The organism is Serratia sp. BNK-10 (assembly GCF_047456065.1).
In the GTDB taxonomy this organism is placed as follows: domain Bacteria; phylum Pseudomonadota; class Gammaproteobacteria; order Enterobacterales; family Enterobacteriaceae; genus Serratia; species Serratia ureilytica.
In genome coordinates this window covers 2,795,490-2,820,268 of sequence record NZ_CP179894.1, presented here as the reverse complement: position 1 = coordinate 2,820,268, position 24,779 = coordinate 2,795,490, and the positions used below count along the sequence as shown (strand labels likewise).

Sequence of the window (24,779 nt, the reverse complement as noted above, 5' to 3'; positions counted from 1 at the left end):
TGCGATTCAAACATGAAATATATCATTCTGATTTTGCTTATTTTATGCGTCGTCTATGTGCATTACCGCGGACGGGTGCGCTACAACGTTTGGCGGCAGCTGTCTGACCATTCCACCTTTACCGCACCGCTGAACGTCTTCATGTATCTGTTTTCTCGTGTGCCGACTACGCCGTACCTGAAGCCGGAGCAGTTCCCTGAGCTGGCAGTACTGCGGGAGAACTGGGAAACCATCCGCGACGAAGGACAGAAGCTGATGGAGATCCAGCAGATCAAAGCGTCCGATCAATTCAACGATGCCGGTTTCAACTCGTTCTTCAAGACCGGTTGGAAACGCTTTTATCTGAAATGGTATGAAGACAGCCATCCTTCCGCCATGACCCTGTGCCCGCAGACCACGGAACTGCTGCGCAGCCTGCCTTCGGTCAAAGCGGCGATGTTCGCCGAACTGCCGGACGGCAGCCGTTTGCCGCGCCACCGCGATCCTTACGCCGGTTCGCTGCGTTATCACCTGGGGTTGATTACCCCCAACGATGACCGCTGCTTCATTGAGGTGGACGGTGAGCGCTACAGCTGGCGCGACGGTGAAGGGGTGATGTTCGATGAAACCTATCTGCACTACGCGGAAAACCAGAGCGGGCAGAATCGTCTGATCCTGTTCTGCGACATCGAACGGCCGATGCGCTACCGCTGGGCGCAGGCGGTAAATCACTGGCTGGGGCGCAACCTGATGAGCGCCGCCACGGCGCCGAATGAAGAGGGCGATCGCACCGGCGGCGTCAACAAGATGTTCAAATATATCTATGCGATACGCCGGGTGGGGAAACGCCTGAAGGCCTGGAACCGCACCGGTTATTACATCATCAAGTGGATTTTGTTCGGGGGGATCGCCGCGGCGATATTCTTCTCGGTATAACGAAGGCAGGGGCGCACAGAGTGCGCCCCTTTTTGATCAGGCGAAGATAGTCATCATGTAGGCGGCGAACAGCGCCAGGTGGGCGGTGCCGTTCAGCACGTTGGTGCGGCCGGTCGAGAACGACAGCTGGCACAGCAGCAACACCGTCAACATCACCACGATATGCGGCGTTTGCAGGCCGAAGATCAGCGTCTGCCCGGTCAGAGTAGCGATGATGGTCACCGCCGGCACCGTCAGGGAGATGGTCGCCAGCACCGAACCGAAGAACAGGTTCATGGCGCGTTGCACCTGATTGTTCAACACGGCGCGCAGCGCGCCCAGGCCTTCCGGCGACAGGATCAACAGCGCCACCAGGAAACCGGTGAACTGCGCCGGTGCATTCATCTTGGTCAGCAGGCCTTCCAGCGGGTTGGCGTTGAACTTGGTGACGGCGATAACCGCGATCAGGTGCACGATGAGCCAGGCGGCGTGCCAGGCGCTGCTGTGCGAAGAGGGCTTGCCGTGGTGCGGGTCACCATCGTCGTCTTCATGCTCGTACACGAACAGGCTCTGGTGGGTTTTGGTCTGGATCACCAGGAACACGCCATACATGGCGGCGGAGATCAACGCCACCAGCAGCGCTTGCCCGGTGCTGAAGTTGCCGCCTGGCAGCGCGCTCGGGAACACCAGCACGATCACCGCCAGCGGGAAAATCGCCATCAGATACTGTTTGATGCCGCCCAGGTTGACGTACTGGGTGGCGAACTTGCGCCCGCCGAGCAGCAGCGCAAAGCCGACCAGGCCGGCGGAAACGATCATGATGATGGAGTACAGCGTGTCGCGCATCAGCGCCGGCGCGGCGTCGCCGGTGGCCATCAGCGCGGAAATCAGGCTGACTTCGAGGATCACGACGGACAAACTGAGGATCAGCGAGCCGTAGGGTTCGCCCAATCGGTGAGCCAGCACGTCGGCGTGGCGCACCACGCTGAAGGCGCTGCTGAGGATCCCCACCAGCGCGAGAATATTGATGCCGACGATCAGCGGAAAGTTATCGGTGCTGCCCCATAGATTTAACACCACCAGCGCGGCGATAGGGAAGATCAGCGAGTATTCGGTGTGGCGAGATTTGGTGGATCGGCCAGGATCGTGTTGCGACTTCATGAGGGTGGCACTCCTTCTCAAACAGCGTAGCCCGTCAGCGCCGGTCGCCGTGATACGGCAACGTTGCGTTTCCAGTAGGTATTTTATATTAGGATACACCCGCGGCGCCGGTGTGATGTTGTTTTATCTGAGAAAGCAATTGCTTGCTTATGTGATCAGGGTAGCAAAAAAACCGCACGGGGTGCGGTTTTATTTACTTACTTTTACGCAATAACGCCAATTTTTAGCGTTAGATTTGAGAAAAGTCGTGTTTACTTGTTTAGCTCGTGGTTAATCAAGGAAAATGAGACCGTCAGTCGTCAATATTATCCATGATTTCATGCCGTTTATTGTGGTAACCCTCTTCATTTAGCCCCTCACGCCAGTAAGGCACGGCATAAAGACGATTACGATCGCATTGACGTTCGCGACGCAGGTAGCGGCGCAGCTCAACCACCAGGCGATCTTCACCGGCGAGCCAGAAGTGGGTTTCGCCCTGCGGCAGGGAGTGCGCGCGGAACCGAGCGACCAACTCGTCGGTCTTCTCCGTGCCGCCGACGACCCAATTGACCTCAACGTCGGCGGGTTTCTTCAGGTCAATGACGTCAGCGTTGGTGTCGACGCGGACGAAAGCGCGTCCGGCACTGTGTGGCGGCAGGTTTTCCAGCAGTGCGGCCAGCGCAGGCAGTGAGGAAGGATCGCCCGCCAGGCAGTAGAAGTCGGCGGCCGGCAGCATCGGCTTGGGGCCGCCCGGGTTGCTGATGCCGATTTTATCACCGGCTTTCGCCTGGCGTGCAAAGTCCACCGCCGGGCCCTGATGGTCATGAATGGCGAACTCGATGTCCACTTCCGCCAGTTCCGGGCGCACGGCGCGGATGGAATAGGTGCGCACGATCGGGCGCACGGCGTCCGCAGCCCAACGCGGGCCGTTTTCGGTCAGCGTCGGCAGGTCCGGCTGCGTCTGGCCGGCGAGCGGCAAAAAGACTTTGATGTGTGCAGCGGCGGCATTGGCCGGGTAGTAACGCAGATCGGGAGCGGTAAAGGTAATGCGGCGCAGGTGCGGCGTAATGTCCTGTACGCGGCTGACGGCGATCAGGTAGGGGGCGCGTGAGCGAGGGGCTTCGGTAGTCACGGGATTCTCCTTATAGTTCGTTTGGCGGTGAGTATAACATGTCGTTTGATAATGAGAATTGTTTGCTAATTGAGACGAAACCGCATGTGGGCTAGGCTTAAGGTTCACTCATCCTGAAAGGGGAGGCCATATGCCCTACCACAGCACGAACGACTTGCCGGACAACGTTAAGCATGTGCTGCCGGAACATGCGCAGGCGATCTATAAAGAAGCGTTCAACAGCGCCTGGCAACAATACCGGGATCCCGATGAGCGGCGCGGTGACGACAGCCGGGAAGAGACGGCGCATAAGGTGGCCTGGGCGGCGGTCAAGCAAAGCTATCGCAAGGGCGACGACGAACGCTGGCATAAAAAGTAACGAATTATCACGCAGTAAAATCGCGCAGACATTATGTGGAGCCCGGCAATTAATATTATTGCTGCTCAGTACAAATACTTTTTCACTTTAACGCCGCTTTGTAACTTGATTGCACGTCAGGAAAAGAATAAGGTCATTCTTATAAGGCGCGGTGATTGAATTAATAAAAATCCGCAGCCGAAAATAAAACATCAAAGGTTCAGCAGTGGCGAGGGAAGGCGAGAAATCGTATTCCCGGGAGGTAATATCAGTGTTAACGCGAGATTTTCTGCAAAAAGCGGATTGCAAAACTGCATTCGGCGCTATTGAGGAGTCGTTGTTGCTGACGCCTGAACAGCGTGCAGCCTCGTTGGATTGCACCTTATCGCGCCGGCCGGATCACAGCCCTGTATGGATATTCGGTTACGGTTCGCTGATGTGGAACCCGGTTTTCGAATCGGAAGAAGTGCGGCCGGCCACGCTGCAGGGCTGGCACCGGGCGTTCTGCATGCGCTTGACCGCCGGGCGCGGCACGCTGCATCAGCCGGGGCGCATGCTGGCGTTAAAAGCCGGCGGCCACACCACGGGGCTGGCGTTTCGTTTGCCGGAAAGCAAGCTGCGTGAAGAGTTGGAGCTGCTTTGGAAACGCGAAATGGTGACCGATTGTTACGTGCCCACCTGGTGCGAGCTGCAGTTGGATGGCGGCGAGAAGGTTACTGCGTTGGTGTTCGTGATGAACCCGCAGCATCCGCTGTTTGAAGAAGACACCAGCTACCAGGTGATCGCGCCATTGATCGCCAGCGCCAGCGGCCCGCTGGGCACCAACGCGCAATATCTGTTTGCGCTGGATAACGAGTTGAAGCACCACGGCATGCAGGATGATTGCATCGGCGATCTGGTGCGCTGTGTACAGCAGTGGCTGCAGCAGAACCGCACCGGCGGCATCGGCAGCGAGGCCACCGCCTGAGGCTGCTGCGGGAATGCGAACGGTGAGGGGCTCAGCATGCTGAGCCCTTTTTTATATCTAATGCCTATATTTAATAACTTTAATTTGCACAGCGATTGAAGGCATGTTTTTATTGTGGTTATCTATCCCGTTATTTTTAAAGTCATTAGCTGTTTTTTGTCAGTTTCCCACCCCACCTGCGAAGCAGAATGACCGACTTAGTATTAAATTGCATAAGTAAAGGTTATTTCTTATTTGTTCAGACTCGTCGGACTCCGTATCAATATGGCTAACGCTACTGGAAGAAACAGGGAGACGGGGATGAACTTTCAACAATTAAAAATTATTCGTGAATCGGCGCGCTGCAACTACAACCTGACTGAGGTCGCCAATACGTTATTTACCTCGCAGTCCGGCGTCAGTCGGCATATTCGCGAGCTGGAAGAAGAGCTGGGCATTGAAATATTCATTCGCCGCGGCAAACGGCTGCTGGGCATGACCGAACCCGGCAAAGAGCTGTTGGTGGTGGCGGAGCGCATTCTCAACGACGCCAACAACATCCGTCGCCTGGCGGACGTTTTCAGCAGCAACGACTCGGGGCAGCTGCATATCGCAACGACGCACACTCAGGCGCGTTACAGTCTGCCGGGGGTGATCAAAGAGTTTCGCGCGCTTTATCCGCGGGTGCGGGTGGTGCTCAATCAGGGCAGCCCTGAGGAGATCGTCTCGATGTTGGCCGCCGGAGAAGCCGATATCGGCATCGCCAGCGAACGGCTGATGAGTGACGAATCGCTGGCGGCGTTCCCTTACTACCGCTGGCATCACACCATCCTGGTGCCGGAAGGGCATGAGTTGACGCGTCAGCCGCAGGTGACGCTGGAGATGCTCAGCACCTTGCCGCTGATCACTTACCGCCAGGGCATTACCGGGCGCGCGAAGCTGGATGCGGCGTTCAAAGCGGCGGGCCTGACCCCGGACATCGCGCTCAGCGCGCAGGACTCCGACGTGATTAAAACCTACGTCGAGCTGGGGTTAGGCGTGGGCGTGCTGGCGGACATGTCGTATGAAAAAGAGCGCGATCGCGGGTTGGTCAGTCTCAACGCCGAGCATTTGTTTGAGCCTAATACGGTATGGCTGGGCCTGAAACGCAGCCAGCTGCAGCGCAACTATGCCTGGCGCTTTATCCAACTGTGCAACCCGACACTGTCGCTGACCGAAATAAAAGACAAGGTCTTCTCGTCGCAGCTGGACGCGGTGATTGATTACCAGATTTAACAACGCGTCATTGCCCTGCCGGACCGGATTGCTTGCGGGCTAATGCGGGATCAGTCGTCGGTACGTTCGATCAGATGACGTTTACTTTTTCTGAACGGGCCGATGGCTTCCCATTCCGGGAGTTCTTCGGGGGGCGAGGGTTGGCCATCTCCCAGCGATGGTACTGACGTAGAATCTCTATGGCGATGCGTTTTTGCTCTTGAATGGAGAGCGTCGGGTCGGTCAGATCCTTATTTTTCATTTTTGCTTCCTTTTTGCGCGTTATTTGTACGCACCTTATCACATTCGGCACCGTATTTTTCCAGCGATTGTATGTACTTTTTCAGTGCGTTGAAGCTGGTTTTACATGTCATGGTACCGGGTATCACTTCAAAGGCGGCCTGACGGGTATACAGCGCCAACACGCGGTGATTAATGGCGTGGCTGATCAGCATGTCCGGCGGAGACGCCGGCGTCAGCCCCTGCTCTTGCAGATTCAGGCCATACAGATACAGAGCCTGCAAGCAGTTGCGCAGCATATTGCCTTTCAGTGGTTGTTGCGTTTCGCGCAAGGAGAAATTCTCTAGCGCGACAAGTTCGATAACGTTCTCGGCCTGGAGATAACGGCACAGACAAAAGCCTGCACGGCTCAGCGGGCTGGTTATTCGCCGGTAGACAAAAGCGAAACTTATGGGCATTTGGGCATGATATTTAAAGAGAGAGCGCCAATTTAACGTATGGCCGTTTTTTCTGCCTTTTTGCCAGCGCCGGTCTTGTACCGTCAGACGAGTCATAAAGAGATCCGACTCAAGCAGCACGCTGTTCATATCTGCCGATGTTTGCTCTATCGCTCTCTCATGCCGGAGTGAGAAGCCATTTTCTGATGGATGGTTTTCCATTTGCCCGTCCTTTGGGTGACCGAGCTCACGTTAATCACCCGATGAAACAGACTCAAACCTCGACTTTCATCGCTGCGAATCGCGCCGCAAAGATAATGGGCAATTGCTGCGAGGTGCCGCGAGAGTGCGATCGGCCGCGCAATCCTCGCTCTAATAATCAAAACCCCATCTATATACATAAAAAGAATATCTATAGTGATTTAAGTACCTTCAGCTGCCGATCGCGCTCGCATACACTCGCGAAATTATTATAAATACCATCCGCTTGGAGAGTTTCAGATGAAAGCGCTCGTTCCTTCTTTGCTGTTTTTGGCCGTGGCGGCCAGCGTTGACGTACAGGCGGCGACGCCGGCCAACACGTTGGTGATCGCACAGTCTATCGATGACGTGGTCAGCTTTGACCCGGCTCAGGGATTTGAGTTAACCACGGTGCAGTCGTTCAACAGCCTGTATCAACGTCTGATCCAGTCCGATCCGCACAATCCCGTCGATCTCAAACCGACCCTGGCCAGCCGTTGGCAGGCCGGCGCCGATAACAGCAGCCTGACCTTCAGCCTGCGCCCGGACGCCAAATTCGCCAGCGGCAACCCGCTGCGGCCGGAGGACGTGATCTTTTCGCTTTCACGGGTGGTGAAACTCAATCTCGAACCGTCGTTTATCCTGACGCAGCTGGGCTGGAACGCGAAGAACGTGGATCAACACCTGACCAAGGTGGATGACCATACGGTAAAAATCAGCTGGGATGAAAACGTCAGCCCGGCCTTCGTGCTCAGCCTGCTGTCGGCGCCGGTATCCTCGATCGTCGACGCCAAAGAGGCGCTGGCGCACCAGCAGGGCGACGATCTGGGGCACCAATGGTTGAACAGCCACTCCGCCGGCAGCGGCCCTTACAAAATCCGCACCTATGTGCCGCACGAAGTGGTGGTGTTGGACGCGAACCCCGGCTCGCCGGAAGGGGCGCCGACGTTGAAAACCATCCTGATCAAAAACGTGCCCGATCCGGCCGCGCGCCGTTTGCTGATTGAGCAGGGCGATGCCGACATCGCGCGCAACCTGGGGGCGGACCAGATGGCGGCCCTGAAGGGCAAGCCGGGCGTCAAACCGTTGGCCATTCCTTACGCCTCGCTTTATTTCCTGCAGTTCAACGCCAAGGCGTCGCCGGCGCTCGGAAACCCGGCGTTTTGGGAGGCGGCGCGCTGGCTGTTCGATTACCAAGGTATCGCCGACGATCTGCTGAAAGGGCAGTTCCAGAGCCATCAGGCATTCCTGCCGGACGGTTATCTGGGCGCGCTCAAGGAGCAGCCATACAGCTTCAATCCGCAGAAAGCCAAAGAAATACTGGCCAAAGCGGGGCTGAGCAACGTCAGTTTCCGTCTGGACGTCAACAACCAGCCGCCGTACCTGGATATCGCTCAGGCGCTGCAGGCCAGTTTTGCTCAGGGCGGCTTAAAGGTCGAACTGGTGCCGGGCATCAGTTCGCAGGTCTCCACCAAGGTGAAAGCGCTTAACTACGATGCGACGCTGACCTCCTGGGGGCCGGATTACTTCGACCCCAACACCAACGCGGCCGCCTTTGCCTACAACCCGGAGGACGGCAGCAAGACGCTGGCCTGGCGAGCCAACTGGCAGATCCCGGCGCTGAGCAAGTTGACGCTGGCCGCCACCGCGGAAAACGACACCGCCAAACGGGTGGCCGACTATCAGCAACTGCAAAAACAGGTGCAGCAAAGTTCGCCGTTTGTCATCGGCCTGCAGGCGCGCAGCCTGATCGCGGTGCGTGACAACCTCAAGGGCTATGTGCAGGGCATCAACCCTGACATGGTGTTCTACAGCAAGGTCAGCAAGTAATGGCCGCTGAACTCTCCGCCTCCGCCGGGCTAGCCCGGCGGTATTGGCGCTGGGGCGGGCGGCTGCTCGGCGGCGCGCTGTCGCTGGCGTTAACGCTGCTCGGCCTGCTGCTGTTCACCTTTATGCTGTCGCACCTGGCGCCGATCGATCCGGCGCTGCAGGTGGCGGGCGATCACGCCAGCGAAGCCACCTATGCGCAGGTGCGTCATGACCTGGGGCTGGATCAGCCGCTGCCGGTGCAATTTTGGCGCTATCTGGTGCACCTGGCGCACGGCGATCTGGGCATTTCGCGCATTACCGCCCAGCCGGTGCTGACCGATCTGTTGCGTACCTTCCCGGCAACGGTGGAACTGGCCACCTGCGCCATTATTCTCGGCGCGTTAGGCGGCATTACGCTGGCGTTTCTGGCGGTGCTCAAACCGGGAAGCTGGCTGGATAATGCGGCGCGGTTGCTGTCGCTGGTGGGTTATTCGGTGCCGATTTTCTGGTTGAGCCTGCTGGGGCTGCTGCTGTTCTACGCCACGCTGCACTGGTCGGCGGGGCCGGGGCGCCTGGATGACATTTACTTGTACAGCATGGAGCCGCGTACGGGTTTCGTGTTGATTGACAGCTGGCTGTCCGGCGATCGCGAGATGTTCTACAACGCCATCAGCCACCTGTGGCTGCCGGTCGTGGCGCTGGCGCTGCTGTCGATGGCGGGCATCACCCGGCTGCTGCGCGCGGCGATGCTGGAAGAGTGCAACAAGGAATACGTGACGCTGGCGCGTTCCAAAGGCGCCGGCCGCCTGCGGATTCTGCTGCGCCACGTGTTTCCCAACGTGCTGGGGACGTTGATCACCGTACTGTCTCTCTCCTATGCCAGCCTGTTGGAGGGCGCGGTATTGACCGAAACGGTGTTCGCCTGGCCCGGCGTCGGGCGCTATCTGACCTCGGCGCTGTTTGCCGCCGACACCCCGGCGATCCTCGGCGCCACGCTGCTGATCGGCACCTGTTTCGTGCTGTTGAATACCCTGGCCGATGCCTTGACCTATCTAGTGGATCCGCGAACCCGATGAGCCAATATCTCTCTGAACACGAACCTCAAAGCGAGCCGGCCGTCGGCTATCGCACCGGTCAGCGGCTGACCACGCTGACGCTCGGCGCAGCGCTGGTGGCGATCCTGATCGTCACCGCACTGCTGGCCCCGTGGTTGGCGCCTTTCGATCCCAATTTGCAGCATATCGAGCTGCGGCTGCTGCCGCCTTCCGCCACGCATTGGTTGGGCACCGACGGTTTCGGCCGCGACTTGCTCTCCCGCGTGATTTACGGCGCGCGGCCGACGCTGATTCTGGTGTCGCTGATTCTGGTGCTGACCATTCCTATCGGTCTGCTGGTGGGCATCTGCGCCGGTTATCTCGGCGGCTGGGCAGAACGCATCTTGATGCGTCTGACCGATATTTTCCTGTCGTTGCCGAGCCTGGTGATCGCGCTGGCGTTCGTGGCGGTGATGGGGCCGGGGCTGATGAACGGCGCGCTGGCGCTGGCACTGACCAGCTGGCCGGCCTTTGCCCGTCAGGCGCGGGCCGAAACGCTGGCGCTGCGCCGCAGCGATTATCTGGCGGCGGCGCGCATGCAGGGCATCAACGGGCTGCGGCTGATGGTCGGCCACATTTTACCTTTATGCCTGCCCAGCGCGGTGGTGCGCGCGGCGCTGAGCCTGGGCGGCATCATCCTGTCCGCCGCCGGTCTGGGGTTCCTCGGCATGGGCGTCGCGCCGCCGACCGCCGAATGGGGCTCGATGGTGGCCGAAGGCAGTAAAGTGATTTTCGATCAATGGTGGGTCGCCGCCGCACCGGGCGGGGTGATCCTGTTCGCCAGCCTGGCCTTTAACCTGCTGGGCGATGGCCTGCGCGATAAAATGGATCCTCGTCATGGGCACTGATAACACCTTATTGACCGTTGAACGTTTGGCGATCGGCGTGCCGGGGCCGCAGCCGGCGGCGCTGGTGAAGAATATTTCGTTCAGCATGGGGCGGGAGCGGCTGGCGCTGGTCGGTGAGTCCGGCTCCGGCAAATCGTTGACCGCGCGTGCGCTGATGGGGCTATTGCCGCCGCCGTTGCAGCTGCGGGCGCAGCGCCTGACGCTGGGCGACGAAGACTTGACGCGCCTGAGCGAGCGCCAGTGGAGCCGACTGCGCGGCGACCGGGTGGCGATGGTGATGCAAGATCCCAAGCATGCGTTGAATCCCAATCAGCCGATCGGCCGTCAGGTGGAGGAGCCGCTGGTGTTGCATGCCAAGCTGAGCCGCGCCGAGCGGCGTGAAAAAGTGCTGGAGATGCTGGCGGCGGTGGGCTTGCCCGATCCGGCGGCGCTGTGTCGCCGCTATCCGCATCAGCTCTCAGGCGGGATGGGGCAGCGGGTGATGCTGGCCATCTCCCTGATCAACGATCCGCAGCTGCTGATTGCCGACGAACCCACCTCGGCGCTGGATCACCAGATGCGCGATCAGGTGCTGCAGCTGATAGAAAATCTGGTGGCGCAACGCAATATGGGGCTGATCCTGATCAGCCACGATCTGCAGCAGGTGGCACACCACTGCGAGCGGGTACTGGTGATGTACAAAGGCGAGCTGTTGGATCAGCTGCCGGCAGCAGAGCTGGCGCAGGCCACGCACCCTTATACTCGCACGCTGTGGGCGTGTCGGCCGAGCCGCGAGACGCGCGGCAAGCCGCTGCCGGTGCTGGATCGTGCGCTGCTGGAGGCATTGAAATGAGCGTGATTGCACTGGAGAACCTCAGCGTCAGCCATCGTCAGGGCTATGAACAGCGCACCGTGGTACACGACGTTAACCTGCGTATCGAACCGGGCGAGTGCTTCGGCCTGGTGGGGCCTTCCGGCTGCGGCAAGTCCTCGCTGCTGTGGGTGTTGGCCGGGCTGAACGACAGCTGGCGCGGCGGTTTTGAACTGCTCGGGCGGCGGCTGCAGCCGGGGCAGGCGTTCACCGGCGAACTGCGGCGTGAAGTGCAGATGGTGTTTCAGGATCCTTATGCTTCGCTTCACCCCAAGCACCGGCTGTTGCGCACGTTGTCGGAACCGCTCAACCTGCTGCAAGAAAGCGACATCGAACGCAAAATCTGCGCGGGCTTTCGCCAGGTAGGATTGGATCCGCGCCTGCTGGATCGCTATCCGCATCAGCTGTCGGGCGGCCAACGGCAGCGCGTGGCGATCGTGCGCGCCTTGCTGTTGCGGCCGAAGCTGCTGCTGCTGGATGAGCCGACCTCGGCATTGGACATGTCGGTGCAGGCGGAGATCCTCAACCTGCTCAACGAGCTGAAACAGGCGGGCGATCTGACCCTGGTGCTGGTCAGTCACGATGCGGATGTAATCGACCATATGTGCGATCGCGCGGTGGCGATGGCGCACGGCCGTCTCCTTGCCTGAGCCAATGCCCGTCAATGCGGCGGGCATATCCATCTTGGTAATAAATAAAGCAATTTATCGTCGTTCTTCTGTTAATTCTTACCCCCTACACTCGAAAAACAACGCAACCGCGTGATTGTGGAGAGTGTATCGATGAAACGGTTAATCCCAACCTTATTGTATGGCGCGCTGGCGACCGCTTTCGGCGCGCAGGCTGCCACCCCGCCGGATACCTTGGTGGTGGTCAGTTCGCTGGAGGGCATCATCAGCCTCGATCCGGCGGAGAGCTTTGAAACCGTCAGCTCGGCCAATCTGGTCAATCTCTATCAGCGCCTGGTGGCGCCGGATCGCGGTGCGCCGCAAAAGTTGGCGCCGGACGCCGCCGCCCGTTGGCAAGCGGGCGCCGATGGGCGCAGCCTGATCTTTACCCTGAAGCCGCAGCAACGTTTCGCTTCCGGCAATCCGCTGCGTCCCGAGGACGTGATTTACTCACTGGTGCGTGCGGTGAAGCTGAACAAGGCGCCGTCCTTTATTCTCGCTGAGTTTGGCTGGACGCCGGATAACGTCGAGCAGCAGCTGAAGAAGATCGGGGATAACCAGGTGCAGCTCAGTTGGTCGGCCAACATCGGCAGCGAGCTGGCGCTGCGGCTGCTGACGGCGAACGTGGCTTCGATCGTGGATGAGAAGCTGTTGAGCGAACACGCGCAGCAGGGGGACTTCGGGAACGCCTGGCTGCGCAACCATTCGGCCGGCGGCGGCCCGTATCGGGTGAATAACTATGTGCCGCATGAGGCGCTGCTGTTTGGCCGCAACGATTACGCGCCGTCGCCGGCCCGGTTGAAAACGGTGTTATTCAAGAACGTCAGCGATGCCGGCACCCGCCGTTTACTGTTGCTGAAGGGGGATGCCGACGTGGCCTACGATCTGGGCGCCGACCAGTTCGACTCGCTGCGCAAAGCGCCGGGCGTGCGTATTGAGCAGGCCGATGCGCCCAAGGTGTATTACCTCGGTTTCAATACCGGCAGCAAAGACAACCCGGCGCTGGGTAATCCGGCGCTGTGGCAGGCGGCGCGCTGGCTGGTGGATTATCAGAGCATCGCCGAACGGTTGCTGAAAGGGCAATATCGCGTGCATCAGGCCTTCTTGCCGCAGGGCTTGGACGGTGCGCTCGACGAGCGGCCGTTTAAGCTCGATGTGGACAAGGCCAAACGGATCCTGCGCGATGCCGGCATCGCCGAGGGCACAAGCATCAGCCTGATCGTTATCAACCAGCCGCCGTATACCGACATCGCGCAGGCGCTGCAGGCCAGCTTTGCGCAGGCTGGGCTGCGGCTGGACATTCATCCGGTGGTGGAGAGCGATCTGTGGGGCAAGATGCGCGGCCGCGATTTCCAGGCGATCTTCACCTATTGGGGCGCCGACTATCTGGATCCGAACACCAACGCCAGCGCCTTTGCCTACAATGTGCCGGGCGGGCCGAAGACCCTGGCCTGGCGCACCCAGTGGAGCATTCCCGCCATCAGCGCGGAAACGCGTGCGGCGGCTGCGGAAGGCGACAGCGCAGCGCGCAGCGCACGTTACGCCGCGCTGCAACGGGAACTGCAGGCCAGTTCGCCTTATGTGCTGGCGCTGCAGGGGCAAACGCTGGTGGCATTACGGGACAATGTTGAAGATGCCCGGGTGGATATCGCCAACAGCATGCTGTATCTGGATCGGGTGAATAAGACGCAGCCGTGAACGAAAAATGCCCCCTCGCCGCCGAGAGGAGAGGGGGCCTGGCCGGTGTTAACGCGGCGAGCTCACCACGGCGTGCCGGCGAGATTCAGCTTATTGAGGATTGTTGGCAGGCTGTCGGTCACCAGCGCCTGCAGATCGCCGTACCAAAACTGCTGCACGCCGACCTGGTTGATATACAGATAGGACGCGATGCCCAGCGAGAAGCACAGCAACGTTAGCAGCACCCGGCTTACCGCGTCTTTCAGATTGCCGCATACCATCACCATAAAGATCAGCACGAAGATCATCATGTTGAATGAATAGCGGTTAGCCACCTCTTCAAAGCTGATGGTGGCGAAGAACACCGCGCAGTTATAAAGGAACATCAGGCGCACGGCATAGGCGGCTTGTACAAACTGAGGCGATGGCGTGCGGAACTTGTAGCGGGCGAATTGATACAGCGCCTCCACCACGCCGACGTACAGCAGCGTGATTTGGATTTTGCGCACCGGGTTATTACCGAAGTCGCCGCTGACGTAGGCTTCGGCGCGCGAGGCCAGAAAGTCGTTGCCGACGACAGCGATCAGTTTAGGCATCAGCACCGCGCCGCCGAGGTAACAGGCGGCGAACAGCGCCAGTACCGGCAGGGTGCCCACGGTGCGCCAGCGCGCGGGCAGCAGCAGATAGGGCAGAAACAGGAAAGCGGAAAAATGGCTGAAGGACGCCATCACGATCCAGAGCAGCATGCGGCCGCGGTGCTGTTCCGACACGGCCAGCACCAGGAAAGAGAGCGCCAGCCCCTGCCGCAACAGGTTGCCGTACAGCCCCTGGAAATTGTACTGGCAGCAGAACAAAAACAGGATCACGGCAAAGTAAGTGCGCGACAGGCGGTAAACGCCCAGCGCCAGCAGCGAAAAGCTGATAAGGAAGAAGGCGGCGAATGCGCCATTACCGACGCCAAACCAGGTGGCAGTCAGTTTAAACAACAGGTGCGAGACAAAGTCGGTGCCGGAAAACTGCGCCAACCAGTCCATCAGGCCGTAGCCGCTGTACTGCTGCATCTCAAGGTAGTAGTTCACCTTGTCGTTCATCACCGGCTCGAGGTTCTTCGTCGCCAGCGGCACCGCGGATATCACGGTCAGCAGCAGGAAAGCGGTGAGATTCAGCACGCGATCGGGTTGCTGGCGCAGCAGCATAAAGGCGGCGATCAAGCCGCTGCAAATCACCAACGATAAATAGGGGGCGAACCAAACGCCTGTGATGGCGACGGCGCCCAGCAGCAGCCATTGCACGGAAGAATGCGCCTGTTCGCTGTCGGGAAGGGCGGCGAGTGGCCTGACCGGGTTTTGCATGGGATGCTCCATGGCGTGATCCAGCTGGGGAACATAACACCGGGGCCTAAAGGGACACAGTGAGTTTTGGTGAAATAGGCAAAATTTCACCGGGTTATCATCCCTTGCCGGCAGCGGAAAAATGGCCGTCGGCGAGGCTGGGTAAAAACGGTGCGAAATGCGCAGAACCGCGTTCTGCCTCGATTTCATGTGGGGCTGATGCTGTGAAATAAATGAAATTCCACTGCGGGCCAGGTGAGCCGGGACCGGTCAGCAGGCATAGCCAGCCGGCCGCCGCTAACCCGATACCGAAAGGTTGCGGCGTTCGCCAGGCTCGGCGGTTGTGCAGGCCACGCGCCAACGCGACGCCCAATCCGAACGCCGCCGCCAGAAAGACCAGCAGCGGCAACATCGTCCAGCCAAGCCAGGCACCCAGCGCCGCCAGCAGTTTGAAATCGCCTTGGCCGATGCCGTCACGCCGCTGCGTCAGCCGGTAGAGCGCATTGAGCAGCCATAACGCGCCGTAACCGGCGACGGCACCCAGCACGGCGTCTTCCAGCGGCGCCCAGCGAGCGTCAAGGTTGCACAGCAGCCCGCCCCACAGCAGCGGCTGAGTCAGTCGATCCGGCAGCCACCGATGGCGCCAGTCCAGCCAGGCCAGGGCGATCAGGAGCGCCGCGGCCGGCACCAACCCCCATCGAGGCGCTGCAGCCAGGCTCAGGGGCAGCGTCGCCAACGCCAGCCCCAGTGCCGTCAGCAGCGGCCCCTGAAGGCGCAACCTCTGTGGGCGACCGTTGACGCCCTCCACGCGTTCCAGCCACGTGATGAGCGCGAAGGCGATCAGGCCCGCCGACAGCAGCGCGGTGAAAAACAGCGTGTGCCACAGTAAAGAAAGCAACATCCGGACTCCGCCAGTCGTAGAACAGACGGCTAAAATAACGGCAAAATGCTTATTTCATCAGGGGAAAACGCGGTCGGTTGTGAGGAATGCGCAGGCGTTCGCATCGCCACGCTGCGTATTGCAGGGGTGTACAATGCCCTGCGCGGTGGCGCGCAGCCGCGGGGTACTGTGCTTTTTATCGGCAAAATCGGCGCTAAAATGCGGTGAATTCACCTGGCGGCCGAAATGGATCGGTAAAGGGTACAAGTGACGACGTCACTGGGGAGCGATTGGGGTTTATCCTATTGTTTCTGCTCGTCAAGCCGTTAGGCTATGAGGACATAGGCGCCCCCGCCGGGCTGGGGGGCGTGAGGTTTTTCAGCGCTGTCGCGGGAATGGCGGCGGCAAAGCAGTGGGTTGGCGTGCTCCAGGAAGGAGGGAAGCCAACGGTGTCATGAAAGACGTTATTCAGGCAGTACTCATCAAGACTAAAAAACGATTCTGGCGTCGACGCCAGACGGCGTGGCTGGCCGGGCCGCTGGTGTGGCTGGCCGGCGCGGCGCCCGCGTGCGCCGAATCCCCACCGGCGCCGGACAGCGTTATCTCTTCCGAACTGGCCGGCGCAGATCCGGCGGCGAACTTGCCCGAACTGGGCGGTGCGCCCGACGACGCCGCGCGCGAGAAGCAGTGGGCCGAGATGGCCAAACAGCTCGGCGAAAAAGATCTGAACAACGTTTCACGTCAGCAGATGCGCAGCCGCGCTGAAGACTATTTGCTGGGCCAGGCGACCGGCGCGCTGCAGCAACAGGCGCAAGAATTGCTGTCTCCGTTGGGAACCGCCCGGTTGTCGCTGAAGATGAATGGCGAGGGCGATTTTACCGGCAGCAACGGCCAGCTCTTCAGCCCGTTGTACGACGTCGACGGGTTGTTGACCTACAGCCAAATCGGCTGGCTGCAGCAAAGCACCGGGGCGCTCGGCAATGTCGCGCTGGGGCAACGCTGGATCGCCGGTGACTGGCTGCTGGGTTACAACACGGCGCTCGACAGCGATTTCGCCCGGCAGCGCAATCGCGGCAGCGTGGGGGCGGAAGCCTGGGGGGACTACCTGCGTTTCTCCACCAACTATTACTATCCGCTGTCGGCGCTGTCGCAACAGCCCGGCGATGGGGTATTTTTCAGCCGTCCGGCGCGCGGTTACGACATCACGACGCAGGGCTATTTGCCGTTCTATCGCCAAATCGGCGGTTCGCTCAGCTATGAACAGTACCTGGGCGAGAATGTCGATCTGTTCGGCAGCGGCAAGAAACAGAACGATCCGCGCGCGATGCAGCTGGGGCTCAACTATACCCCGGTGCCGCTGGTGACGATGAAGGCGTTGCATAAGATTGGTGCGGGCGGGCAGAGCCAGGATCAGGTGGAATTGGCGCTGAGCTACCGGCTCGGGGTGCCGCTGGTCAAGCAGATTTCGCCGGAGTATGTGGCGCAGGCCAAGTCGCTACGCGGCAGCCGCTACGATCCTGTCGAACGTAAAAACGTGCCGGTGCTGGCGTTCCGCCAGCGCAAGACGCTGCAGGTGTTCCTGGCCACGCCGCCGTGGAGCCTGCAGGCGGGGGAAACGGTTCCGCTGGTGCTGGAAATCAAGGCGTTGCACGGGATTTCTCACGTCAGCTGGCAGGGGGATACGCAGGCGCTGAGCCTGACGCCGCCGCACAATGCCAACGACCCGCAGGGCTGGACGGCGATCGTGCCGCCGTGGGATGACGCCCCGGGCGCCGCCAACAGCTATCGGCTGTCGGTCACGCTGGAGGACGACAAACAGCAGCGCGTGACGTCTAACTGGATAGAACTGAAAGTGGCGCCGCCGCTGACGGCGACCGCCGGTGATGAAGCGGATCAGCCGCCGATCCAAACCCTGACGCCGCCGCCGATCCCGGCGCAAACCGGGCCGCTGTACGGCGACGATTAACCGTTTTTACCCTGCAACACCCACACGGCGGCCTCGACGCGGGATTTCAGCTTCATCTTTTTCAGCAGGTGTTTGACGTGTACCTTGACGGTGCTTTCCGTGATGGTGAGGCGGCGGGCGATCAGCTTGTTCGGCAGCCCCTGGGCGATCAGCTTCAGGATATCCCGTTCGCGCGGCGTCAGTTGCTGAATATCGCGCTCGGCGCTTGGGCGGTTTTCCCGCAGGCTGGCGGCGAGGATCGGCGTCAGCGTTTCGCTGAGCACCATCTGCCCGGCCGCCGCCTGATGCAGCGCCTTAAGCAGATCCTCCGGCTCCATGTCTTTCAGCAGATAGCCATCGGCGCCCCGCTTGAGCGCGCTGACGACGTCGTCTTCATGGTTGGATACGCTGAATACCACGATGCGCCCCGACAGGTCGGTCTGGCGCAGGCGATCCAGCGTTTCCAGCCCGTTGATGCCGGGCATGTTCAGGTCGAGCAGGATCAGATCCGGATCGTGCTGCTCCGCCAGCGCGACCCCTTGTTCACCGTTGCTGGCCTCGGCGATGACCTGCAGGCGAGCGTCCATGCCGATCAGCTGTTTTACGCCGTTGCGCAGCATGGGGTGGTCGTCGATCAGTAAGATGGTGGCGGCGGTTTCTGTCGTCATGGTGTCTCCGTTAGTCGATGGCGTGGTTATCCGGCGTGAAGCTGACCCGCACCTCGGTGCCGCCGCCGCTGCGCGGTAAAATGTCGCAGCGGCCGTGCAGGCTCTTGGCGCGATCGCGCATGATGATCAAGCCGTAATGGTCGGGGCGAGAGGTCTCGGCCGGCAGGCCGCGTCCGTTGTCGCATACGCTCAGGGTCACTTCGCCGCGTTTATTGATGACCTGAATGCTTACCTCGCTGGCGGCGGCATGCTTAAGGATGTTGCTGAGCGCCTCGCGGGCGATCTGCAGCAGGTGTATGGCCTGATAGGCCGGCACCGTGCGCGGCCCCAGCTGATAATCGAGGCTGATGGTCAGGCCCAGTTTGGGGTTGAACTCCGCGACCGTCGATTGCAGCGCCGCCAGCAGACCCGGTTCGGTCAACTGCAGACGGAAGGTGGTCAGCAGTTCGCGCAGTTGGCGATAGGCGCCGTTCAGCTCTTCACGCATCTGTTGCACCAGCGCCTGGCTGGCGGCAGAGAGCGTTTCCCCCTGCATCTGCAGACAGGCGATCTGCATTTTCAGGCAGGAGAGCGATTGGGCGATGGAGTCGTGCAGCTCGCGGGCGATCGCCGCCCGCTCCTCCATCAGCATCAACTGCTGCTGGTGGTCGACCTGACGTTCGATGGCCAGCACGCTGGTCAGCTGTTCCACCAGGGTATTGATCAGTTGGCGATGTTCATCGTTCAGCGGTTGCTGCGGCGCATGTTGCGCCACGATCACGCCGTAATCGCCCAGCTTGTCGCTCAGGCTCCAGCTCAGCGACGGATTGTTGGGATACTGGCGGTCGCTGTCGTTCAGGCAGGCGCTGCACACCGGGTTATGGCAATGCTCCGGCCTTAGCGGTTGGTTGCCGCTCAGCTGCAGCAGCGGTTCCCGGCTGTCGTTTTCATACAGCCGCACCTGAATGGCGCGCAGCGGCGTCAGGGTTTGCAATTGGTTGAGCAGCGGCGTCAGGCGACTGCACAGCGGCTCGCTGGCGTGCAGCTGGCGGCTGGCGCGATAGAGGAAGCTCAGCACCTGATTTTTCTGCTGCAGGTCGGCGGTCTTCTCGGCCACGCGCTGCTCCAGCCCGCTGTAGGTGGCCGACAGCTCGTCGGACATGGTGTTCAACGCGCCGCCGAGCGACGCCATTTCATCCTGATGGCCGCGCTGCGCAAAGCGGCGGCTAAAATCACCGCGGCCTACCGCCAGGGCCATCTCCACCAGTTGCCGCCAGGGATGCAGCAACCGGCGCCGCAGGTAGCAGGTGGTGCCGATCAACAGCAGCAGCGTCAGCGCAATAAAGCCGGCCTGCACCAGCGTCACCATCAGCAGGCGGCGTTCGGTTTGCCTGTCGATATCCGACACCAGCTTGTCCAACAACCGCACGAAGTGCGCGACCTGGGGCGCGGCGTCGGCCGGCTGCTGCGCGCTGCGCAGGCGAGGTTGCAGCGTCTGTTGCCAATAGTCGCGCAGGGCGTTGAAAGGCTGCGTCAACCCTTCCTGCTCCACCGAACGCTGCAGGTCGGGGCTGTTTTCGTCGCGCTCCAGTTCCCGGATCAGCGCTTCGTGCCGTTCATCCAGCGGCACCTGCGCCAGCAGCCGGTAGCTTTGCATGCGCAGCGAGCCGGCCTTGTTGATGGCGTGCGCGTTGCCCTGAATGCTTTGCGACATCCAGGCGGAAATCCCCATGCCGGCCACGCCCAGCATGCCCGACAGCAACATCAGCAGGGCGACCTGATTCACGATCGAAAGCGGGGCCAACAGGCGTTTCATAAGTGCGGATTCCTGGCGTTTGGCGCCGCTGAAGCTCAGGGGCGAAGGCGGCGATGGGGCTAAACAAGTCACGATTCAGCCGTATTTTTGATTATCCCTGCGCATAACCCCATACCTCGAATGAAGTACCCATTAGTTTCCAGGGGCGCGTCGAGACGGCAAGAAAACGAAAGTGATAGTGATTAGTTTATTGATTTAAATGAATTTAATTTTTGGTTAGGGCGTACCCCTAAGGGGATGAAGGCGCCATTTCCGCCGCCAACTACTTGCATGCGGGTTGATATACATCAACTTTGCCGCCGGGGCCGCCCCCTAGGGTGTGCGGAATGATCCCCCGTGTCTGAGGTTTTTATGTCGCAACTTGCAACGCCTTCATCAAAGAAAACCGGTGCGCTGATTCAGGACTGGCGCCCTGAAGACAGCGCTTTTTGGCAGCAGCGTGGCCAGCGCATCGCCACCCGCAACCTGTGGATTTCCATTCCCTGTCTGCTGCTGGCCTTCTGCGTCTGGATGCTGTTCAGCGCCGTCGCGGTCAACCTGAACAAGGTCGGCTTCAATTTTACCACCGACCAGCTGTTTCTCCTGACGGCGCTGCCGTCGGTCTCGGGCGCCATTTTGCGCGTACCGTATTCCTTCGTGATCCCGCTGTTTGGCGGCCGTCGCTGGACCGCCATCAGCACCTGCTTCCTGCTGGTGCCCTGCCTGTGGCTCGGGTTTGCGGTGCAGGACAGCAGTACGCCGTACAGCGTGTTCGTCATTATTTCCCTGCTGTGCGGTTTCGCCGGCGCCAACTTTGCTTCCAGCATGGCCAACATCAGCTTCTTCTTCCCGAAAGCGCGTCAGGGCGGGGCGTTGGGGCTCAACGGCGGGTTGGGCAATCTGGGCGTCAGCGTCATGCAGCTGGTCGCGCCGCTGGCGATTTCCTTCAGCCTGTTCGGCCTATTTGGCGGCACGGCGCAAAACCAGGTGGAGGGGGGCCAGCTGTGGCTGGAAAACGCCGCCTGGATCTGGGTGCCGTTCCTGCTGGTCGGCACGTTGGCGGCCTGGTTCGGCATGAACGATCTGGCGGCGGCCAAGGCATCGCTGCGTCAGCAACTGCCGGTGCTCAAGCGCGGGCATCTGTGGATGCTGAGCCTGCTGTATCTCGCGACCTTTGGCTCTTTCATCGGTTTCTCCGCCGGCTTCGCCATGCTGTCGAAGACGCAGTTCCCCGACGTAGTGATCTTGCATTACGCGTTTTTCGGGCCGTTCCTGGGGGCGCTGGCGCGGCCGGTCGGCGGCGCGTTGTCTGACCGTTTCGGCGGTGTGCGGGTGACGTTGATCAACTTTGTGGTCATGGCCGTTTTTGCCGCGCTGTTGTTCCTGACCTTGCCGAGTGCGGGCGAGGGCGGGTCGTTCATCGCCTTCTACGGCATCTTTATGGTGCTGTTCCTCACTGCGGGGCTGGGCAGCGGATCGACTTTCCAAATGATCGCCGTTATTTTCCGCAAAATCACCGTCGATCGCGTTAAAGCGGCCGGCGGCAGCGATGAAAGCGCGCAGCGTGAGGCGGTAACCGATTCCGCCGCCGCATTGGGCTTTATCTCGGCGATTGGCGCCGCCGGCGGCTTCTTCATTCCGCAGGCCTTTGGCACCTCACTGTCGCTGACCGGTTCACCCGCGGGCGCGATGAAAGTGTTCCTGGTGTTTTACATTTTGTGCGTCGTGATCACCTGGGCGGTGTATGGCCGCAAGAAAAAAGCCTGAGTGTCAAACGACTTTCTCTATCCCTCCCGACAGGGGAGGGATATTTCGTTCATACCGAAACTTCTCTCTTCTCCTCCTCAGTGAAATTTTCTGTCTTTAGGTAAAATTCTCACCCCCGCTTGCCGTTTTTTTCTTTTTTTATAGTTATATCTCTCAATGTATGAATCCTTTCTCACAAAAGGTTTATATTATTCACGCGGTTTTTTCGTTTTGTTGAGCGTGTTCTTACTATTAAACAATTAATGCTTTTTCCTGCGTTTAAATGAAATTGCTTAGGAGAATACCTAATTGATGTGCGTATTATAAAATCAGCAATAGGGTTTTGTCTTAGATGCTGCGCCCGTTGGATGGAATGAACGCCGGAGTTAAATCAGATAACTCTCATTCTGTTTTTTCCGTCTTTTTGTAGTCTATCTGACGTTCAGATTAGGTGGAAAAACAGAATGAATTCAGGGCGCAGAATGAAATTTCACAATTTCATTCGATTAACAATCAAGCAACGCCGTTAGTTTTTTCTTTCTAAATCAAAGAGGTGCTAGTTTGAATTTTACGGTAGCCAGGAAAGAAATCCATGTTACCAACAGGGAAATAGAGTCGTTTGGATAAACGGAACATCCTGAATCAGGCTTAATGTAAAAAATGAAATCAGAAAATTTTTATAAAAGCCAATATCCGATGAATGCAACCTGTTGAGTTTACATTTAATTTCTTGAACATTTTTTGATATTTCTATACAAAGTGTGCAGGACAGGCACGCTAAGGAAATTAAAAGTGAATCTTGATAAAAGAATAAAGATTAGGAATCTCGATGTTCTGACTCCTGCCGGGGAGAAATTCCGTCTGCGTTGGAAGGAGTATCAAATTCTTTCGCTGCTTGTCGCCAGATCCCCCGAGCTGGTTACCCGAACGGAAATTATAGAAAATATCTGGAAAGGAACCTATTGTTCAGATTCAACGATAAATCAAACAATTAAATCCATTCGTCAGAAAATTAGCGATTCGGAACACACGCTTATCAGAACCATTCCACGCTTGGGTTACAAGGTGGAAAATCAAGCGGCTTTTCACTTTATATCTGAAGATGAAGACTACGCCGATGATGATATATTAAACGGTAACGATGATATTGACGTTGATATTCAAGCGGAACTTTCTGAAAGTGAAAATGAATCGCCTATAGCCAACGACGAGAAAATAGTTAAGCCGCGTAAATCGACCCTCGTTTCTGCGCCTGTTGCGGCGATGGATTCCTCTCAAGATCCGGCGCATGAAAAGAAGTCGCTATCCGTGCGCCGCTTTTTCAGCGTGCCTGCCAGTCGCGTGGTGAAATACCTGACGGTGTTCGCCTCGTTACTGGTTATTTCACATTTTTCATATGTCCTGGGCAACCAAACCCGTCCGCCGGTGATCAATGATATTCAGAACAACACGCGCGTGGTGTTGACGCTGACGCTGAATAATCCCCATACCAACAGCCCGCAAACGCTGTTCTGTCTGTACCAGGGAGAGAACATGGATCAGGCCACCATCGAATGTGTCGATCCTAAACAAGGCCAGCTGAAATTGCCGGTAAAATATGAGACCTCTTCCTCCACCGGTAAAGGTCGGATTAATCTCATATTGCCGAATAAAACCTTGCAATATCAAGTTGCTTACGATGTTAAAAATTAGCGCTGAATGAGGTTTTATCTATAGCGATAATTTTACATTTGATGAAATCTTTTATTTCATTATTTGTTATTTGAAAGCCAGGTTCGATTTGTCCAGTCTGGAACTCATTACCTAACGCGTATTAGCGCCTGTCCCAATCGGGTGACGGGAATAATGAGAACCTGCTGAGTGACAAATTATGGATAAGCGTAAAGTAGCTATTATCGGGGGTTCCGGTTTTATCGGAACACGCCTGGCGAAACGTCTCAGTAAGCGCGATGATCTGACATTGGTCATCGTCGATAAGCAACCCAGTGCACATTTTCCATCCCTTTATCAGTATGGCGATGTGACTCAACCTCAGACTTTGCAAGAACCGCTGGCGGGCTGTGACGCCATCATTAATCTGGCGGCGGAGCATCAGGACAATGTCGATCCCATTTCGCTCTATTATCAGGTCAATGTCGAAGGCGCACGTCATGTCTGCATGACCGCCTCTGCATTGAATATCCGCCAAATCATTTTCACCTCCTCGGTCGCCGTTTACGGGTTCGTCAAGCAGGAAACCGGCGAAGAAGGGCGTTTCGAACCTTTCAACCATTACGGCAAGTCCAAGCTCGAGGCGGAATATGTTTATGAGGCCTGGCGCAAGGCAGACGCCGCAAATAAATTGACCATCATCCGTCCGACGGTGGTGTTCGGCGAAGGCAACCGCGGCAACGTGTATAACCTGTTCCGCCAGATCGCCAGCGGCCGTTTCGTGATGATTGGCAGCGGCAATAATATGAAGTCGATGGCTTACGTCGAGAATATTGCTGCACGGCTGGAGCATGCGTTGGATCAGCAGTCCAGTTATCAGGTCAGCAACTATGTCGATAAACCGGACTTTACGATGAATCAGCTGGTCGACGTTATTTCCTCTTCATTGGGCAGAGAAAATAAGACGATTCGCATTCCTTACGCCTTGGGAATATGCGGCGCAACCGCATTGGATGTCGTGAGTAAAATAAGTCGCAAGAAATTTCCAATTAGTCGCGTCAGAGTGCAGAAATTCTGCGCCAGAACGCAATTTAAAAGCAATGTGCAGAATAATTTCGTGGCGCCGGTCGAACTTGATTCGGCAATCGAAAGAACCATTAAACATGAGTTTTCTGATAGATAACTTAATCGCACGCTGACGTTATTTCGATATTTTCGC

At 58.5% G+C, this 24,779-nt stretch carries 22 protein-coding genes; 14 read left to right on the top strand and 8 right to left on the bottom strand.

The features are described from left to right. The first annotated feature begins 12 nt into the window (after positions 1–12). Positions 13–915 carry a lipid A hydroxylase LpxO gene (gene lpxO, locus ACMGG9_RS13730; RefSeq protein WP_025303230.1) on the top strand — a complete coding sequence of 301 codons (903 nt, stop codon included), beginning with the start codon at positions 13–15 and terminating at the stop codon, positions 913–915. A 36-nt stretch (positions 916–951) separates the two neighbouring features. Here lpxO and chaA read toward each other — a convergent pair whose 3' ends face one another. Next, entirely contained in the window at positions 952–2,055 is a 1,104-nt protein-coding gene (gene chaA / locus ACMGG9_RS13725; RefSeq protein ID WP_025303229.1) for a sodium-potassium/proton antiporter ChaA, read from the bottom strand. 292 nt (positions 2,056–2,347) lie between these two features. Next, the gene (locus ACMGG9_RS13720) at positions 2,348–3,166 is read right to left on the bottom strand and encodes a siderophore-interacting protein (RefSeq protein WP_414161489.1); all 819 of its coding nucleotides are present in this window, start codon (positions 3,164–3,166) and stop codon (positions 2,348–2,350) included. Positions 3,167–3,296: 130 nt separating this feature from the next. Between ACMGG9_RS13720 and chaB the strand changes: the two genes are divergently transcribed. The 3 genes from chaB to cbl all read left to right on the top strand — a co-directional run bounded on the left by chaB (position 3,297) and on the right by cbl (position 5,724). Beyond that, a complete protein-coding gene (gene chaB, locus ACMGG9_RS13715; protein WP_033643458.1) occupies positions 3,297–3,524 on the top strand; it encodes a putative cation transport regulator ChaB in 228 nt (75 codons plus the stop codon). Positions 3,525–3,774: 250 nt separating this feature from the next. Continuing rightward, the gene (locus tag ACMGG9_RS13710) at positions 3,775–4,470 is read left to right on the top strand and encodes a gamma-glutamylcyclotransferase (protein ID WP_033643457.1); all 696 of its coding nucleotides are present in this window, start codon (positions 3,775–3,777) and stop codon (positions 4,468–4,470) included. A gap of 300 nt (positions 4,471–4,770) precedes the next feature. Then, complete coding sequence (gene cbl, locus ACMGG9_RS13705; protein WP_033634950.1) at positions 4,771–5,724, top strand: HTH-type transcriptional regulator Cbl; 954 nt, start codon at positions 4,771–4,773, stop codon at positions 5,722–5,724. Positions 5,725–5,794: 70 nt separating this feature from the next. Here the strand turns inward: cbl and ACMGG9_RS13700 are convergent, their stop codons facing one another. Then, the gene (locus tag ACMGG9_RS13700) at positions 5,795–5,965 is read right to left on the bottom strand and encodes a hypothetical protein (RefSeq protein ID WP_230079594.1); all 171 of its coding nucleotides are present in this window, start codon (positions 5,963–5,965) and stop codon (positions 5,795–5,797) included. After that, on the bottom strand, positions 5,955–6,602 hold the full coding sequence (locus ACMGG9_RS13695) for a hypothetical protein (RefSeq protein ID WP_414161488.1): 648 nt from the start codon (positions 6,600–6,602) through the stop codon (positions 5,955–5,957). The genes ACMGG9_RS13700 and ACMGG9_RS13695 overlap by 11 nt, the downstream gene beginning before the upstream one ends. Positions 6,603–6,881: 279 nt before the next feature. On the opposite strand from ACMGG9_RS13695, the gene ACMGG9_RS13690 reads away from it, so the two are divergent. The 6 genes from ACMGG9_RS13690 to ACMGG9_RS13665 all read left to right on the top strand — a co-directional run bounded on the left by ACMGG9_RS13690 (position 6,882) and on the right by ACMGG9_RS13665 (position 13,587). Further along, entirely contained in the window at positions 6,882–8,450 is a 1,569-nt protein-coding gene (locus tag ACMGG9_RS13690) for an ABC transporter substrate-binding protein (protein WP_414161487.1), read from the top strand. Next, a complete protein-coding gene (locus ACMGG9_RS13685) occupies positions 8,450–9,505 on the top strand; it encodes an ABC transporter permease (RefSeq protein WP_149542786.1) in 1,056 nt (351 codons plus the stop codon). The genes ACMGG9_RS13690 and ACMGG9_RS13685 overlap by 1 nt, the downstream gene beginning before the upstream one ends. Next, complete coding sequence (locus ACMGG9_RS13680; RefSeq protein ID WP_414161486.1) at positions 9,502–10,371, top strand: ABC transporter permease; 870 nt, start codon at positions 9,502–9,504, stop codon at positions 10,369–10,371. Before ACMGG9_RS13685 ends, ACMGG9_RS13680 begins: the two co-directional genes overlap by 4 nt. Then, positions 10,361–11,203: an ABC transporter ATP-binding protein gene (locus tag ACMGG9_RS13675; protein ID WP_164106957.1), complete on the top strand. Its 843-nt coding sequence runs from the start codon at positions 10,361–10,363 to the stop codon at positions 11,201–11,203. Before ACMGG9_RS13680 ends, ACMGG9_RS13675 begins: the two co-directional genes overlap by 11 nt. Then, complete coding sequence (locus tag ACMGG9_RS13670) at positions 11,200–11,871, top strand: ABC transporter ATP-binding protein (RefSeq protein WP_089191925.1); 672 nt, start codon at positions 11,200–11,202, stop codon at positions 11,869–11,871. Before ACMGG9_RS13675 ends, ACMGG9_RS13670 begins: the two co-directional genes overlap by 4 nt. Before the next feature lie 132 nt (positions 11,872–12,003). After that, positions 12,004–13,587: an ABC transporter substrate-binding protein gene (locus ACMGG9_RS13665; RefSeq protein ID WP_108680975.1), complete on the top strand. Its 1,584-nt coding sequence runs from the start codon at positions 12,004–12,006 to the stop codon at positions 13,585–13,587. A 62-nt stretch (positions 13,588–13,649) separates the two neighbouring features. Here ACMGG9_RS13665 and ACMGG9_RS13660 read toward each other — a convergent pair whose 3' ends face one another. Both ACMGG9_RS13660 and ACMGG9_RS13655 read right to left on the bottom strand, forming a co-directional pair. After that, the gene (locus ACMGG9_RS13660; protein ID WP_033650891.1) at positions 13,650–14,918 is read right to left on the bottom strand and encodes an EpsG family protein; all 1,269 of its coding nucleotides are present in this window, start codon (positions 14,916–14,918) and stop codon (positions 13,650–13,652) included. 97 nt (positions 14,919–15,015) lie between these two features. Next, complete coding sequence (locus ACMGG9_RS13655; protein ID WP_080280850.1) at positions 15,016–15,798, bottom strand: prepilin peptidase; 783 nt, start codon at positions 15,796–15,798, stop codon at positions 15,016–15,018. A gap of 433 nt (positions 15,799–16,231) precedes the next feature. Here ACMGG9_RS13655 and ACMGG9_RS13650 point away from each other — a divergent pair, with 433 nt between their 5' ends. Next, positions 16,232–17,743, top strand: coding sequence for a YchO/YchP family invasin (locus ACMGG9_RS13650; protein WP_198793139.1), 1,512 nt, complete (start codon positions 16,232–16,234; stop codon positions 17,741–17,743). Here the strand turns inward: ACMGG9_RS13650 and narL are convergent. Together narL and narX are read right to left on the bottom strand one after the other, a co-directional pair. Then, complete coding sequence (narL, locus tag ACMGG9_RS13645) at positions 17,740–18,390, bottom strand: two-component system response regulator NarL (protein WP_033643446.1); 651 nt, start codon at positions 18,388–18,390, stop codon at positions 17,740–17,742. The two genes, ACMGG9_RS13650 and narL, sit on opposite strands and share 4 nt — an antisense overlap. A gap of 10 nt (positions 18,391–18,400) precedes the next feature. Beyond that, positions 18,401–20,185: a nitrate/nitrite two-component system sensor histidine kinase NarX gene (narX, locus tag ACMGG9_RS13640; protein WP_033643445.1), complete on the bottom strand. Its 1,785-nt coding sequence runs from the start codon at positions 20,183–20,185 to the stop codon at positions 18,401–18,403. A 351-nt stretch (positions 20,186–20,536) separates the two neighbouring features. Between narX and ACMGG9_RS13635 the strand changes: the two genes are divergently transcribed. The 3 genes from ACMGG9_RS13635 (at position 20,537) to ACMGG9_RS13625 (ending at position 24,743) form a co-directional block, all read left to right on the top strand. Then, the gene (locus ACMGG9_RS13635; RefSeq protein WP_198793140.1) at positions 20,537–21,931 is read left to right on the top strand and encodes a NarK family nitrate/nitrite MFS transporter; all 1,395 of its coding nucleotides are present in this window, start codon (positions 20,537–20,539) and stop codon (positions 21,929–21,931) included. 771 nt (positions 21,932–22,702) lie between these two features. Beyond that, positions 22,703–23,602, top strand: a complete 900-nt coding sequence (locus ACMGG9_RS13630) for a helix-turn-helix domain-containing protein (protein ID WP_342192462.1) — start codon at positions 22,703–22,705, stop codon at positions 23,600–23,602. 178 nt (positions 23,603–23,780) lie between these two features. Next, a complete protein-coding gene (locus ACMGG9_RS13625; RefSeq protein WP_033643442.1) occupies positions 23,781–24,743 on the top strand; it encodes an NAD-dependent epimerase/dehydratase family protein in 963 nt (320 codons plus the stop codon). Positions 24,744–24,779: the final 36 nt, after the last annotated feature.